Origin of the sequence: Aulosira sp. FACHB-615, assembly GCF_014698045.1 — a bacterium.
GTDB lineage: Bacteria > Cyanobacteriota > Cyanobacteriia > Cyanobacteriales > Nostocaceae > Nostoc_B.
This window is the reverse complement of record NZ_JACJSE010000004.1, coordinates 534,967-549,738: the sequence shown is the minus strand read 5'-3', so window position 1 is coordinate 549,738 and position 14,772 is coordinate 534,967. Positions and strand designations below refer to the sequence as shown.

Below are 14,772 nucleotides of genomic sequence, written 5' to 3'. Positions count from 1 at the left end.
CTCAGGTTGGTTTAGATTAATCGTAAGTCCCGTTAAATACAAAATCCTGGTTAATCAAGGGGAAGACAGACAGCTTTACCACCAGGGTTAAGCAGATAGATATAAATCATTGTAGTTTTCACATCTTTGTGTCCGAGTAGTTCCTGCACTATGCGGATTTCATAGCCATTTTGTAATAAATAGTAGTTCCTAAAGGTGAGCGATGAGATGGCTTACCCAGGCTGTATGTAGACAGCTTAATTTTCTAAAAAGCTATGATTGAAACAGGTAGTAGGAAGGTTTCAATATTATCGGTGAGTAATGATGCCTTCAATGGATATTTATAATAATCTCTTTGGTTTATGCTCAAAGCCGTATTCAGAGGGCGGAAGTAATTTTTTTGATTTGCAATCTTTAATCAATAAGTTACTTTTGTTCGATGTCTTTATTCTGTATTCTCCAAACTTAAGAGAAATACCATATTTGGTTAAAGCCTTCGGATTTGAGGGTGCGTTGGCATTGCTATCATCTGGCGCTTTACGAATCTCCTGTGAAGCTCGTGTTACAGCCCAAATCGGTCAAACTGATTTTCTTGTTCCTGGTGGAAAAGCTTTACCTCTTGGCACTTACAGTGTTTCGTATGGCTTTGCAGCAGATCGAAGAAAATGGATTAGTGACAATCTTAGAAATGTTGGTATGGCAAATTTAAGCCATAACCAAATTAAAAAGCTTAAGCTGGCAGTTGTAGAGGCTTTTGATAATAATTATTTGCAAGACTTTGACTCACAACTTTTAAAGCAGGTGAACAGTGATCTTGCTAGTAATAGAGGAATTGAGTTAGCTACGGTAATTGCTTTAGAGAAAGAAAAAGGTCTTAAGGTAAAACCTAACGATTTTTTAATTAGACTTCATCAGATTGATGATCAAATTTTTGAGGTAGAAACTAATTTGAGTGAAGTCTTTTCTTTAGATGAAGTAGAAGTTCATAAAGTTGTAGAAAAAGCAGTTCTTGGTATAGCTGGTTTAAATCAGCGAATAGCTGAAATGAATGTACATAGTGCAGTATCAGGATTTCTAGAAGATGAGACTCCTCTTTTTGGCGACAGATTAGAGTTTCTTTTTCAATCACTTCATCCTGGTAAACTTGAGGTAAACTTAAGCCGTGTCCTTCAACTCAAAAATTGTCCTAGTATTGTTTCTGATTCCGAGCAACCAGTAAATATAGAAAAGCTACTTGAGGTACGTAAAAGCCAAGAACTCAAATTATTTCGAGAATGGCTTAGGAAAATTGATATTGTTAGTGATTCTGAAATTGTTGAGCAACTTAATGATATTCGTTCAAAATTAGGAGTTTTTGCACAGGGCGATACTGGTAAAACGTCAAGGTTAGTAATATCTACACTCGCTGGTTTTGTTCCTGGTGTAGGAGCATTTGCAGGTTTAGGCTTAGGAGCTTTTGATACTTTCCTCTTAGAAAAAATTTTACCTTACTCAGGAGTAGTAGCTTTTGTAGACAAACTATACCCATCTATATTTCAGCATCAGAGAATGTCCTCCTAAGTGATGTGTTTCTCAACTGTAAAACAGCGCGAGCTAACAACCTCAATGCACCGGAACTTTGAAGTTGTTGATTGCCCCACAAGTCAATCAAAATCAGAATTACTTGGAGTAGTGGCTGTAACGACAATTTGTAACTACAATTGCATATTGTAGCTGTCGTTCAGTTATGGAATATGAATGGGATGAAGCAAAACGTCTTGCTAATCTTCGTAAACACGGCATCGATTTTGTTGATGTTCCAGCCGTATTTGACGGCGATATCTTAACGGTTGAGGACGATCGTTACAGTTATGGAGAGCAGCGTTTTGTCACATTCGGTTTGTTGCAAGGGCGAGTGATTGCCATTGTCCATACAGAACGTGAGGATTGCACTCGTATTATTTCTGCAAGAAAAGCGACGAAATATGAACAACGAACCTACTTCGAGCAACTCTCAAACTGATTGGCAACGATTAGACGCAATGAGTGATGAGGATATTGATTTCTCAGACTGCCCAGAAATTACACCAGAAATGTTTGCTAAGGCAGTAGTGCGACGAGGTTTACCTACCACAAAAACCAAAGCTCAAGTTACACTCCGCATTGACAGCGATGTATTGGAGTGGTTTAAGTCTCAAGGGCGAGGCTATCAGACACAGATCAATCAATTGCTACGAGCGTATATGGAGGCACATCAATAACAGGCAGGTTGACATTGCATATTAGAAAGAAGATTGAAGCGGCATAATGTTAGGCAACTAACCTGCTGGTGGATAGGCAACTGTCGGCTATTTGTTAGTAACGATGCGTGCTTCCTTAACGTTTCTGATCTTCATACAGAGAGCGATCGCTCCAAACATGATAAAGTTGGTGCCGGAAGTGCGATCGCATCCTGCCCTATTCCCTAGCTGACATGAGACATCATCGTGATTAATCCTTGCTGACCTAAGAGAATTTCCCGCAGCAAGCTGAAAATCCCTACCCAAATAATTGGGGTAATGTCCACCCCGCCTATTGGTGGTACTAGCTTACGTAAAGGTACTAAAAATGGCTCAGTCGGCCAAGCTATGAGATTGAAGGGCAACTTATTTAAGTCGGCTTGGGGATACCAAGTCAGAACAATGCGGAAAATAAAGAGAAATGTCATCAGTCCCAACAGGGGGCCGAGAGTCCAAACGGTCAAGTTAACACCAGTCATCTGTTTGCGCTACTGTTTTTGAACGAAGAAAATTCCGAGAAGTAAATCAGAAAGTTTGAAGGTTTGTAAAGCTTATAGATATATTTTATGGCAAATGCCAGTCAAGCAATTTTAGATTTGGGATTAATACCATTTCACTTGAAAAATAATACACATCGGCAAGCTACAAGAAGCAGCGCCTCGACTGCGCTCGGCAACCGGGAGCAGAGGCGCAGAGGAAGTGGTGATTTGTACTAGTACTTGAGTGAATTTGTATGACTCCACAGATAAATCTGGCGACTTTTTCCATGCCGCTAACATTGGTCACAATCAACATAAAAGCATCACTTTGGCTAAATATTAAGATTTCTAGAGATTTTTGTGAAAATAATTTGTGTCTAGTTGCAGGAAATACTGAGCGATAAATATTCATCCCTAGCCCCTAGCCTGAATTTTCTGGTTTTAAAGCTTATACCAAAAGGCTTCTCAAGGGAGTACTACACTATTAGAATTATGATGAAGTGTGTAAAAAAAGGTTGAGAACAATGACACCATCTTTAGCAAATTTTCTTTGGAGTCTGGCTTGGGGTACTGCGATCGTTGTTATCCCTGCTACTGTTGGGCTAATTTTCATTAGCCAAAAAGATAAAATCCAACGTTCTTAATCTTTTGTCGAGTCAATTAGACTCTAATAGGACTTACGCATAAAAACGAAAAATCAAGGGTTTTGGCGAGGGTGCAAGGATACAGGGTATAGGGGTGTATATATCTAAAACCCTTACGCCACACCCTTACACCCTTACACCCAATCTTCATAGACAATCTTTGTGCGTAAGTCCTGTCTAAGACCAGTATTCTGTCAGCTAATTACCTAATTGCATTCACATTAGCAATCTTCCTTGTGAGGACAGGGTATACTTAGCTGACAGATATCAATTTTTTGGCTGGCAATGATTAAAAAGCTTCAGACCTTCTGAGCCAAAAGCCGTGAAGCTCAATTATATTGTGATTAATTAAAGTAGTGATTTTAATTTTGACTCGCTAACATAGATTGTGATATTGGGATAAAGAACAATGCTAAATTTTGGGCTGAACTCAGCCAGTGTTCTGGCTCAGGTCAATGTAGGAACGAACTCAGCCAGTATTCTAGGAATTTTCCTGGCTGTGGCTGGGGCAGCACTGTATTTTATGCGGACTGTACGCCCAGAACTTTCACGAGATCAAGATATCTTTTTTGCGGCTGTAGGTTTACTCTGCGGCTTTATTTTGATTTTCCAAGGATGGCGGTTAGACCCGATTTTACAATTCGGTCAATTGCTGTTGGTGGGAACAACGGTGTTTTTTGCTGTGGAAAGTATTCGCCTACGTAGCATCGCTACCCAGCAAGCCAAGCGCAACACTCCAATTGTGGATAAAGAACGGGAAGTCAGCGATAACTATTCATATAATAGGAGGTCGCGCAAAGACTATGAAGCTGAGGTAGAAGACGATTACGAACCACTACCTTATGAGGAAGAAGAACCTCCAGTACGTCCTAGAATTCGACCCAGCAGAGATACTCGTTCATCTCGTGATGACTACAATGAGGAGCAACCACCCCGTCGCTCAAATCGTCGCCCCAGCAATGAACGGACAGACACGACTGATAAAAATCGTCGCCGGACTTCTACTCGTTCCAATAGCCGTTCGACTGAGAGATATGACGATGAAGAAAGTTGGGGTTCTGCTTCCGCAAAACAGGTAGATGATTGGGAAAGTCCCAGTGATGAAGGAAGAAAACCTGCGCGTCGTGGAAGTAACGGTAATCAGCGTCCTGAAAGCCGGGAAGATAATGTTCCGACTAGACCCAGAAAACGTCGTCCGCCTGCTGAGACAACTTCGCGCCGCGAAAGTGCAGATGATGATGTTATTCCAGCAGATTACGTTCCATACAAGCCAATAGACCAGTCTGATGATGAATCAGATAATTCAACTAATTTTGATGATGTCTAAAACTGGTGGGATGGATGTAAGCTAGAGGCGATGTAAAAAATAACAGTAGAGGTGAAAAAATTTACGCCTATTGTGTGGCTCCAAAGACCGATTCATTGGAGCCTGATTTTTGGCTTAAGCAGCTTACTTGTATCTTGTGGTGCCAGTGAGATTCCCTTGGGGCCGACTTCGTTAAACAGCCGTTATACAGAAGAACAACCGACGTTAAGTGGTAACGGTCGGTTCTTGGCGTTTGTTTCAAATCGTAATGGTAGTCACCAATTACTCATATATGATTTGCAACAACAAACATTTGTGAGAACTCCGGGTTTAAATCGACCAGAAACAATTAGTGAAAGCCCTAGCTTGAGCTATACAGGGCGTTATGTTGTTTATTTAACGAGCGACCAAGGTAGACCAGTGGTAGCCCTTTACGATCGCGCCATACAACAGTCACAAGTTCTCACACCTGTTTATCGTGGCTGGGTGCGAAATCCTGGGATTAGTCCTGATGGACGTTATGTTGTGTTTGAAACAGCCAGCCGTGGTCAATGGGATATTGAAGTTTTAGACCGTGGCCCGAATATTGAATTAGATATTCCTAATGGGGCGACGGTGGATGGGCCGACGAATTGAGGAGAGAGGGACAAGGGGGACAAGGGAGACAAGGGGGACAAGGGAGACAGGGGAAAGAGTCACGATGAAACTTATTTCCCAAGCCAAGCATGAAATAGCGACTATTGTGTTTACTCAGCACTTTCAACTCAGCACTCAGCGAGAAGTTGCGTGCGGGGGTTCCCCCCGTTGAGCAAACTTCGGTGACTTTCAAGCTAGGGAGATGAGGGGAAATTAACAAAGGACAAATGACTATTGACTAATGACAAAAAGTAGTATTTTTATCCCTATATTTGCTTGTTGTAGTTTACTAACTGGTTGTTTTGGCTATCCCCGGTTGGTGAGTTATCCGTTTGATCCGGGGGGGCAGAGTATGAATAGTTTGGCTTCGGAGTTAAGTCCGCAAACTTCTGGGAGATATATTGTTTTTATTAGCGATCGCCGGGGTAGTCAAGATGTTTATATGTTTGATACCCTGACGCGCAATTTAATTGATTTACCAGGTTTAAATGCTTTAGATACGATCGCCTCTCACCCCAGTGTTTCCCAAGATGGCCGTTATGTTGTGTTTGCGGCTAGTCGTCAGGGGAGGTCGGCGATTTTTTTATATGACCGCGAAACCCGTCAATCTCGCAATTTGACTAATAATTTGCAAGCGGAAGTTCGTCACCCAACTATTAGTGCGGATGGGAGTCGCATTGCCTTTGAGTCGAGTAATAACGGGCAGTGGGATATTTTAGTTTATGACCGTTTTGGGCGACCATTGGATATACCCCAAGATCCTCGATAAAAATAGGGAGTTGGGAGTTGGGAGTGGGGAATAAGGTTTTAGATATAGGGTTTAGGGGTATGAGGGGTAGGAAGTGTGGGAGGATGGTGAAGAAAAATTTCCCCCCACACTCCCCACACTCCCCACACTCCCCACACTCCCCACACTCCCTACTCCCCATTCCCTACTCCCTTAATTTTCTGTACTGATTCAATGAGCGATCGCACTTGTTTTGTCCCGGCAGATGGTTCAAAAGACAAGGGGAATTTACCTTTGGCAATCATTCTTAATCCCAGGGGTGCGAGACTTAATAATCCTCTCAAGTCCCGAAAATAATTACCCACAACTTGCAAACCAAATTGGCGTTCATCAATCCAGCCGCCTTCTTTGACTAATTCCACTAAAACTTTGCGGTGACGTAGGGAACGGGTATCAGCTGTTTGTTTATAAGAGAGAATTTCTTGTTTAATTTTGGTAATTTGTTCGAGGGGGGCGACTTCCATTGGACAAACGGAATCGCAATATAAACAACGAGTGCAACCCCACACTCCTTTAGTACCTTCGTTGTAATTTTCTAAGCGATTTTCTGTATTACTATCACGAGAATCTGCAACCATTCGATAGGCTTTAGCTAAAGCATGGGGGCCGACAAAATCGGGATTTACTTCGCGGGCGTTGCATTCAGAATAACAAGCACCACACATAATACAGTTACCAGTTTGATCTAAAAGCGATCGCTCTTGGGGTGTTTGTAAAAATTCCCGTTCTGGAATTTGTCTGGCTGCTGTACTAACATAAGGAGCGACAGCTTCCAAATTATCCCAAAAACTGCTCATATCTACCACTAAATCTTTAATCACAGGCATATTACCCAGGGGTGCAACTGTGATTTCTAAATTGGGATTTTCTGTATTGGTCAAAGATTGTATTTGCTGTAATCTAGCTATTTCACTCCCGACATTTTCTTTACAAGCTAAAGCCGAACGCCCATTAATTCGCATCGCACAACTACCACATATAGTATTGCGGCAATTTTTGCGAAATGCTAATGTACCGTCTTGCTCCCATTTAATGCGATTTAGACAGTCAAGGATTGTATTACCAGGGTCTACCTCTAGTGGGTAAGTTTGCACCACAGGTAGAGAATTTTGTTGCTGTCGAATAACCTTAAAAATAACTTCCATTGCCACCAACCAAAGTCTTAAAATTGCTTTACCAGCTTGAAAAATCATAACTCAAGGCTAGTAGGTGCGAAAATTGAGTTATACTCTTGTTGCTCTTAATTCAAAACCGAGTGTTAAAAGGCTGATGAGCCAAGAGCTACTGATTATAGTTCCAGGATAACCATTAAAATTTTAGTTGTATTAGCACCATGTCCGAGATTTATGTTAAGCTCTGAGCTTTAGTACCAAACAGGCGATCGCAGCTGATTGTTCACCTTCCCTGTTTCGGAGTTATAAATAAAAGAGTTTTTCGGGAGACCAACTCAAGTTAATTATCTACATAACGATAATATTCCCATTTCCTACACTTCATCTGCTTAATACATCTTTATATCCATCAGGCTTCTAGCTAAAATCTACTGATTGGAGAAATTAGGAAACTAATTCCCAAAGGTGAATTTTGGCTGATATGGAAGTGTGAAAGCTGATAATAAACATCTGATGGCGGTCATTAAGCACTTGACAGATGTGCAGAATATTTATTCTTCCCATAGACAGACACTCAAAATGCTTGAGAGGTGGTTTGTCTTGTGAGGATAAACCCGCAGATTAAACCGCTTTGTATTTTTGTCTCTTCTCTATCTCGAATATCAAAGAATGGCACTTGCTCAAAACTACCGATCTAAATTTAGATGAATTTTTATAAAAGTGCTGCTGCAATACGCATGGTAGCTAATAAACCCGGATGAAAATCCTGACTGCTTGTTACCTCGTTAAGTTAAATGATTGAAATAAAAGTTCGTCTGTAAATTAAATTCAAACATAAACAATTATTTTGCTATTATTAGTCCATGCTAGTATTTAATATAAAATTACGAAGTAACAAAACTAGTCTCAATCGTCGTATAAGCGCGATGATCACTACTTTGTTTTTTCGTAACCTAGAGACAGAAAATTTTGTGTCTCTACATCTGAGGCAAAAGTTGTATGTCTAGGAGAGCATATTCAAATACTATGCTGTCTTAAGCTTAAGAGGAAGAACGGTTAAAACCTACAACTCAAGGGCAATAAAGGCAAGTACTGAAAGTGGAAAACCTGCAATTTCTTGGGTCTACTACTTATTTGGAGTAGAAACAACCTTATTTGTAAAGGTGGCTTAAAGTTACACCGCTACAGTAGCGCCAAAAGAGAAAATTATTGCGTTTTCAATGGCGAATCATGGTTAACAGTGTCCTAAAATCACCAAAATAAATGTCTGTGACAAAGCTAACTTAAATCTGTTGCAGGCAAACATAATATAGGCGCTTGTTGCTCCTCTATCAGTAGCAATTTAACCCTTCCCTTAAAATTTTGAGCATCTTTTGACGGAGGCTCAAGAGTTAAATACTGCCGTCAGACTACATAGTTTATCAGTTTGGAGAGAGTAAGGATAATTTGAGCGTAATGACAGAAACTGCAACTGCACCATTAACTGGAAAAGCACTGCTTGCTAAAGTAAAAGAACTTTCTAATTTACCTAGAAGAGAAAGAGCAAAGCAGTGTGGCTATTACACTGTTACTAAGAATAACCAGGTGCGCGTCAATCTCACTGATTTTTATGACGCTTTACTATCGGCTAGAGGAATTCCCCTAAGTCCAGAAGCACCTAAAGATGGCCGTGGCCGCGAACCGACATATCGGGTTAGCGTTCATCAAAATGGTCAAATTGTCATTGGTGCAACATACACCAAGGCAATGGGTTTAAAACCAGGAGATGAATTTGAAATTAGACTGGGTTACAAACATATTCACCTGATTCAACTGGGTGAAAGTGATAAAAAAATCTCCCCAGAGGATATAGATGAGGTAGATGAGGACTTAGACGAAGAAGAGTAAATTCTTGGGTTGTAGGGAGAAGTTTTCGAGAAATTTTGAGAAAATATATCCCTACCACGAGAGCAAATAACTCTGTTTAAGAATTCTGTACTAATAAAACGATACGATGAGACATATTGCTCAAGCCACAAATTTTACTAGAGTCTTGACCACAACCTAAGAAGTCTATCGTGTTTTGTTTATTTGTTTTAGCAAATTTTTTTCAGCCATCAGGCAACACCTTACTGTCATTGAGAGAAAATGCACCAGTAGCCGTTGTCTTGATGGCATTTTTTATAAGTTGGGTAGTATGTTGGCTGCCATTGGCAGTAATATCTGCTATTGTTATGGGTTGGCAACCAACAAAGCCTTTACAATCAGAGCAGAAGTTACCATTAATTGTGACACTTTACTTATTAGCTCCCCTGGTACTTTGGGGAGTAATTTGGTTGTTTGGTAGGTCTTTTGCTGAGTATGGCTTAGGAGTAAATCTTTCCCTGGTGGGTGGTATTGGGATAGGTTTTGGCTTGGGATTATTCAGCCTCGCTATGATGTTTGCTGTAGAATTGGGGCTTGGTTGGTGTGAATTTGCCCAGGCGAATATTAAGTTATTACCATCTATCTTGCTACCAATTTTATTAGTCGCGTTATTGGTAGGTGGGGTAGAAGAATTAGTTTTTCGTGGGTTTTTGTTCACGGAATTAGAAAGAAATTATCCAATATGGATAGCAGCAACAATTTCTAGCTGCATATTTGCTATCTTGCACTTAGTTTGGGAACAGCAAGAAACGCTACCACAAGTACCGGGACTGTGGCTGATGGGAATGATGTTAGTGATGGCGAGAATAGCAGATAAAGGCAGTTTGGGTATAGCTTGGGGATTACATACAGCTTTGGTGTTGGCGATCGCTACTATAGATACAGCCCAACTCATCACTTACACAGGTAAAGTACCCGAATGGTGGACTGGTAAATATAAAAAACCTCTGGCTGGATTAGCTGGGGTTTTCTGCGTTCTGGGAACTAGCCTAATACTCTATTTAGGTAGTCTGTAGATTTGGCAAACGCTATCGCTCAACTATTTATGTTAGTCTGATTTTTATATCAAATTAACTGTTAATTTCATGCTGAGTCTATGATTGACCTCAATAACATTCACTCGCTCTCAGAATTTCAGCGAAACACCAAACAGTACATCCAACAAATGGAAGAAAGCGAAAAGCCGCTCGTCCTGACTGTTAATGGTGCTGCTCAACTTGTTGTCCAGGATGCTAAAGCCTATCAAAAGCTCTTGGAACGTTTAGAATATGCTGAAACTGTAGCTGCACTCAGACAAGGAATTCAGGAAATCGAGCAAGGAAAAGGAGTTCCAGCTAAAGAAGCACTAGAAGGTTTAAGAAGAAAGCATGGAATTTCGCGTTGACATCTCTCCATTGGCATTAGCTGATGCGGAAAATGCCTATCTTTGGATTCGAGAACAAGATTCAGATTTGGCTGACAAGTGGTTTGACGGACTGCTTGATGCAATTGATTCGCTTGAACGCTTTCCGGCTCGTTGTCCTGTCACTCCTGAAAGTGAGGAGTTAGGAATGGAGATTCGCCAATTGCTCTACGGAAAATCGAAAAGATTCCGCTACCGAATTCTTTTTGGAATCTCTGAAACTGAAGTGAACATTTATCGAATTAGACATACTGCACAACAATACTTGACAAAAGATGATGTGGAGTTATAGAAATAATCAAAATTATTGTTTAGTAGTATTTTAATGTTGAGAAATACGATCGCACCCCTAATTCTCCTAGTGCGATCGCATTTATTTTGGTCTGCCTTAATTAAACAAGTGCAACTGAGCAATAACAGTACTCACCAAATGATGAGTAATGGGTAGACTATCAATCACCATTGCTAAACATAACAGCATCATGTAGGAGATGGAGTAGAGAAATAGTTCTCTGGCTACAGTGCGGTCTTCTGGTTGTTGCAATAAACACCAAGATTTACGGATAAATAATCCACCTAAACCAGCTGCGATCGCTGCATAAATAACCCCACTGGCGTGCAGGGGATAAAACAACAACAACGTAGCGATGACTGTAGTTAGGGTATAATACCAAATTTGTTTGACTGTGGCTGTTGCACCTGCAATCACCGGGAGCATGGGGATGCCTACCTTGGCGTAGTCATCCCGAATCATCAACGCCAGCGCCCAGAAATGGGGGGGTGTCCATAAAAAGACAATGGCAAAAATTAACCATGCTGCCCAGCTTAAAGTATCTGTCACAGCCGCCCAACCAACCAAAGCCGGAATTGCACCAGCCGCCCCACCAATCACAATATTTTGAGTGCTGTGACGCTTGAGCCAATGGGTATAAATCAGTACATAAAAAACAATGCCAGAGAATGCTAGACAAGCTGCCAATAAATTAGCAAACACAGCCAGTAGGGTAAACGAAAGTACAGCCAAAACGGCTGCAAAAATCAGTGCATCTCTTGGCTGGACTCTCCCAGAAGGCATGGGACGATGGCGCGTCCGTTCCATTTCATAATCAATATCTCTGTCGTAGATACAGTTAATTGTCTGGGCGCTGGCCGCTGCCAGAGTACCACCAGTCAGAGTGACTAACAACAGTAACGGGTCTACTTGTCCCTTGGCTGCAACCCACATACTCCCAGCCGTGGTAATCAACAGCAAGGGAATAATGCGAGGTTTTGTTAGTTGGTAATAGCTTTGAATTACCTGGAGGAATGTTTCGTGGTGGCGAGAGACATTAGTCTCAATCATCTTGGTTCTATTTCCTTAATTGTCAACAATGTGTGTCTAGTCTTGGCTTGGTTGGGTGAGAATCTTTAACCTTGCCGTTTCTCTGTTTGAAGCGCCAAAAGTTGCTAGTGGTTGAGAAACTTCAGCACAGCCAAGTATCTGTAGACTTTCACCAGTGCTAGTTAGGACTTAGGCATCAAAACGAAAAATCAAGGGTTTTGGCGAGGGTGTAGGGGTTCACGGGTATGGGGGTGTACTTATTCAAAATCCTTACACCGTTCGGCTGACGCTCACGGCGAAGCCCCAAACCCTTTCACCCTTACACCCAATCTCCACGAATAATCTTTGTGCGTAAGTCCTACTAGTTACTGGAGATGCAGTGAATTGGTAAATGACTCATGGCTAATGTCCTATCACCATTAGTCAAGAGTCATCGTAGCGATCGCATCAGTTTATCCCCAAAAGGTTAATTTAGGGATTTGAGCTGATAGCTGGGTTAGACAAACTGCTGATTTCACGATTAGCAGCCCAGTCACGCAATGCTAGAACCGTAAAACCCACCAAAGTACCCAACAAAGCCGCACCTACAGCTTGATGAGAGACAGTTAACGGCTCGACTTGCAAATGCAAGCGAAAAGTAGCAACTCCCAACAAAATTTGTAAAACTAACAAACCACCAGCCATGTTTGCCAGTCGCCGCAAAGCGGGATGGAGGGCTGGTGTGCGCCAGGAAATTAACACTACGGCTAAGGTGGCGACGGTTGGCGGGACTAAACCAAAAATATGGCTGTACATCACAGAGCAGAGTTCAGCCGTACCAAAGCATTGATGTAGCGCCCAGCGAGAACCCACAACCGCACCCAGTACACTCTGCACGTACACCAAAATAGCCGCCGCTAAACCAATCCAGGGCAACTTACCGACATTGCCAGTTCCCTGATATGGAGCTATAGCCGTACCGACGACTAGTAGGGTGGTGAAAAATAACAGTGCTGTTCCCAAGTGGGCGGTAACGATATCAAACCGCAGCAATTCGGTGACTGTGAGTCCGCCTAAGATGCCTTGAAACACGATTAAAAACAGGGCGAAGCTTGCAGCCCAAGGCAACCAGACAGGCAAAGAACGACGGTGCCACCAAGATAAACCAGCAAGTGCGATCGCGCTTACACCAATCAAGCTTGCATCCAATCGGTGAAACCACTCCAAAAACACTTGGAGATTCATTTGTTTGGCTGGTACTAGTTCCCCGTAGCATAGGGGCCAGTCTGGGCAAGCAAGTCCGGCATTCATTACACGGGTGGCAGAGCCAATAGCCATTAAAATCAACGTGGCTATAGCCATACGCCACACCAAGCGACGAATCATTTCTTTTGGCTTTTGCTGCTCAATTGCCGCATCATTTTGTTGTTTTAGGACAAATTCGTTCATGAACGATTCCTTCTGCCGATCTTGGTAGTAGCTCTCTTAAAATTTTTAATTTTTCCGTACCAACCCATCTCCACCCTAGCGTATACAACTTGGTTTCGAGATGGAGTTTCACCTATTACTTTGAATCACTTCAGATGGTTTTAGTCTGAAGCTTTAGGTATTTTTTAAGATGTGTGTAATAGACAGTTGACAAACAATTTTACTAACCTAAAGTTTTTCTTAAATTTTTCCAGTAATTACTATTTATCCTTGTCAGTATCTAATAAATCTCTTTTACTCAGAAATAGGAAAGTGGCTGAAAAAATTAATAAAAATTTCAGACCATTTGGCTTTTTGTTTAATAGCCTAGACTACCTTAGTAAGTGGGCAGCTTTAAAAAAACGTAGTCAATTAATTCTAGGTAAGCCGTGAAAATTCCAAGTTCCATCTGGACATTACTGATTGGCATCGGGTTGACGTTAGCCAGTCTTTGGTACGGTCAGAATCACGGTCTGTTGCCAACAGCAGCCTCAGATGAAGCCGTCTTAATTGATGGTTTATTTAACTCGATGATGACCGTTTCCGTCGGTATATTTTTGCTTGTTGAAGGTGCTTTAATCTACTCTGTAATTAAATATCGTCGCCGTCCTGGTGATCAAGGAGACGGGCCACCAGTGGAAGGTAACGTCCCGCTAGAAATCCTCTGGACGGCGATCCCCGCCATTATCGTCATCGGTATTTCTGTTTATAGCTTTGAAGTTTATAACGACATCGGTGGCTTCGATCCCCACGCTGTTCACGAAGCGCCGATGAATCAAAGTTCGATGAATATGCCAGGAGCCGCTCTCGCTGCTACTTTAACAGAAGCTCCTGCCAACCTCAATCAAGCAAAATCTGATGAGGCGATGCAAGACCCAGCCACCGCCGCCGTCCGCAATGCTGATCAAATTCCCCAAAAGGTTGATGCTCCTGGTGTTGGTAGTGTGGCTCCAACTTTGGGGGCTAGTCCTGACAAAGCAGGTCAGCCAGCGAGTTTAATTGTCAATGTCACAGGTCTGCAATATGCCTGGATTTTTACCTATCCAGACACCGGAGTGACCACAGGGGAGTTACACGTTCCCATTGGGCGGGAAGTGCAGGTCAATATGACCGCTAACGATGTGATTCATGCCTTTTGGGTGCCAGAGTTCCGCGTGAAACAAGATGCGATCCCTGGTAGACAAAGCGAAATTCGCTTTACACCCAAAACAGTCGGCGATTATGCCCTGATTTGTGCAGAACTTTGTGGCCCCTACCACGGCGCGATGCGAACCCAAGTAGTTGTAGAAAGTCAAGAGAATTTTGACAAATGGATGCAAGAGCAGTTGGTGGCAAGTCATGAAACCATGAATCAAGCCATTGCTGTGAATCCGGCAAATCTGACTCCCGACGAATTTCTCGCCCCATATATCAAAGAAATGGGAATTAAGCCAGAAACTTTACATCAAATTCACCATTAGTCAGTCAACAGTCAACAGTGATCAGTAAACAGGCTGA

At 42.0% G+C, this 14,772-nt stretch carries 19 protein-coding genes; 14 read left to right on the top strand and 5 right to left on the bottom strand.

Annotation, left to right across the window (positions count from 1 at the left end):
* Positions 1-50 precede the first annotated feature (50 nt).
* Complete coding sequence (locus tag H6G77_RS09595) at positions 51-209, bottom strand: tyrosine-type recombinase/integrase (RefSeq protein ID WP_190871453.1); 159 nt, start codon at positions 207-209, stop codon at positions 51-53.
* 91 nt (positions 210-300) lie between these two features.
* Here H6G77_RS09595 and H6G77_RS09590 point away from each other — a divergent pair, with 91 nt between their 5' ends.
* The 4 genes from H6G77_RS09590 to H6G77_RS35450 all read left to right on the top strand — a co-directional run bounded on the left by H6G77_RS09590 (position 301) and on the right by H6G77_RS35450 (position 2,426).
* A complete protein-coding gene (locus H6G77_RS09590) occupies positions 301-1,539 on the top strand; it encodes a hypothetical protein (protein WP_190871430.1) in 1,239 nt (412 codons plus the stop codon).
* 166 nt (positions 1,540-1,705) lie between these two features.
* On the top strand, positions 1,706-1,981 hold the full coding sequence (locus H6G77_RS09585; protein WP_190871429.1) for a BrnT family toxin: 276 nt from the start codon (positions 1,706-1,708) through the stop codon (positions 1,979-1,981).
* Positions 1,944-2,219, top strand: coding sequence for a BrnA antitoxin family protein (locus H6G77_RS09580; RefSeq protein ID WP_190591165.1), 276 nt, complete (start codon positions 1,944-1,946; stop codon positions 2,217-2,219). The genes H6G77_RS09585 and H6G77_RS09580 overlap by 38 nt, the downstream gene beginning before the upstream one ends.
* Positions 2,220-2,252: 33 nt before the next feature.
* Positions 2,253-2,426, top strand: coding sequence for a hypothetical protein (locus tag H6G77_RS35450; protein ID WP_206758051.1), 174 nt, complete (start codon positions 2,253-2,255; stop codon positions 2,424-2,426).
* On the opposite strand, the gene H6G77_RS09575 is transcribed toward H6G77_RS35450, so the two are convergent.
* A complete protein-coding gene (locus H6G77_RS09575) occupies positions 2,423-2,716 on the bottom strand; it encodes a YggT family protein (protein WP_062298001.1) in 294 nt (97 codons plus the stop codon). The genes H6G77_RS35450 and H6G77_RS09575 overlap by 4 nt on opposite strands.
* Before the next feature lie 87 nt (positions 2,717-2,803).
* Between H6G77_RS09575 and H6G77_RS09570 the strand changes: the two genes are divergently transcribed.
* The 5 genes from H6G77_RS09570 (at position 2,804) to H6G77_RS09550 (ending at position 6,071) form a co-directional block, all read left to right on the top strand.
* On the top strand, positions 2,804-2,953 hold the full coding sequence (locus H6G77_RS09570; RefSeq protein WP_190871428.1) for a hypothetical protein: 150 nt from the start codon (positions 2,804-2,806) through the stop codon (positions 2,951-2,953).
* Between the two features lie 287 nt (positions 2,954-3,240).
* Entirely contained in the window at positions 3,241-3,360 is a 120-nt protein-coding gene (gene psbX, locus H6G77_RS09565) for a photosystem II reaction center X protein (RefSeq protein WP_015112477.1), read from the top strand.
* 409 nt (positions 3,361-3,769) lie between these two features.
* The gene (locus H6G77_RS09560; protein WP_190591169.1) at positions 3,770-4,687 is read left to right on the top strand and encodes a Ycf66 family protein; all 918 of its coding nucleotides are present in this window, start codon (positions 3,770-3,772) and stop codon (positions 4,685-4,687) included.
* Positions 4,688-4,738: 51 nt separating this feature from the next.
* Positions 4,739-5,302, top strand: a complete 564-nt coding sequence (locus H6G77_RS09555; RefSeq protein WP_190672058.1) for a PD40 domain-containing protein — start codon at positions 4,739-4,741, stop codon at positions 5,300-5,302.
* A gap of 241 nt (positions 5,303-5,543) precedes the next feature.
* Positions 5,544-6,071 (top strand): PD40 domain-containing protein, encoded by a 528-nt coding sequence (locus H6G77_RS09550; protein ID WP_190591173.1) that lies wholly within the window; start codon positions 5,544-5,546, stop codon positions 6,069-6,071.
* Positions 6,072-6,220: 149 nt separating this feature from the next.
* Here the strand turns inward: H6G77_RS09550 and H6G77_RS09545 are convergent, their stop codons facing one another.
* The gene (locus H6G77_RS09545; protein WP_190871452.1) at positions 6,221-7,234 is read right to left on the bottom strand and encodes a succinate dehydrogenase/fumarate reductase iron-sulfur subunit; all 1,014 of its coding nucleotides are present in this window, start codon (positions 7,232-7,234) and stop codon (positions 6,221-6,223) included.
* Positions 7,235-8,656: 1,422 nt separating this feature from the next.
* Between H6G77_RS09545 and H6G77_RS09540 the strand changes: the two genes are divergently transcribed.
* The 4 genes from H6G77_RS09540 (at position 8,657) to H6G77_RS09525 (ending at position 10,800) form a co-directional block, all read left to right on the top strand.
* Positions 8,657-9,088: an AbrB family transcriptional regulator gene (locus tag H6G77_RS09540; RefSeq protein WP_190591175.1), complete on the top strand. Its 432-nt coding sequence runs from the start codon at positions 8,657-8,659 to the stop codon at positions 9,086-9,088.
* Positions 9,089-9,258: 170 nt separating this feature from the next.
* Positions 9,259-10,122, top strand: a complete 864-nt coding sequence (locus H6G77_RS09535; RefSeq protein ID WP_313954487.1) for a CPBP family intramembrane glutamic endopeptidase — start codon at positions 9,259-9,261, stop codon at positions 10,120-10,122.
* Between the two features lie 80 nt (positions 10,123-10,202).
* A complete protein-coding gene (locus H6G77_RS09530; RefSeq protein ID WP_190591177.1) occupies positions 10,203-10,490 on the top strand; it encodes a type II toxin-antitoxin system Phd/YefM family antitoxin in 288 nt (95 codons plus the stop codon).
* A complete protein-coding gene (locus H6G77_RS09525) occupies positions 10,474-10,800 on the top strand; it encodes a type II toxin-antitoxin system RelE/ParE family toxin (RefSeq protein ID WP_190591179.1) in 327 nt (108 codons plus the stop codon). Before H6G77_RS09530 ends, H6G77_RS09525 begins: the two co-directional genes overlap by 17 nt.
* A gap of 96 nt (positions 10,801-10,896) precedes the next feature.
* Here H6G77_RS09525 and H6G77_RS09520 read toward each other — a convergent pair whose 3' ends face one another.
* Together H6G77_RS09520 and H6G77_RS09515 are read right to left on the bottom strand one after the other, a co-directional pair.
* Complete coding sequence (locus H6G77_RS09520; protein ID WP_190591181.1) at positions 10,897-11,850, bottom strand: heme o synthase; 954 nt, start codon at positions 11,848-11,850, stop codon at positions 10,897-10,899.
* A 450-nt stretch (positions 11,851-12,300) separates the two neighbouring features.
* Positions 12,301-13,257, bottom strand: coding sequence for a heme A synthase (locus H6G77_RS09515; protein ID WP_190871427.1), 957 nt, complete (start codon positions 13,255-13,257; stop codon positions 12,301-12,303).
* A gap of 407 nt (positions 13,258-13,664) precedes the next feature.
* On the opposite strand from H6G77_RS09515, the gene H6G77_RS09510 reads away from it, so the two are divergent.
* Positions 13,665-14,735 (top strand): cytochrome c oxidase subunit II, encoded by a 1,071-nt coding sequence (locus H6G77_RS09510; protein ID WP_190591185.1) that lies wholly within the window; start codon positions 13,665-13,667, stop codon positions 14,733-14,735.
* Positions 14,736-14,772: the final 37 nt, after the last annotated feature.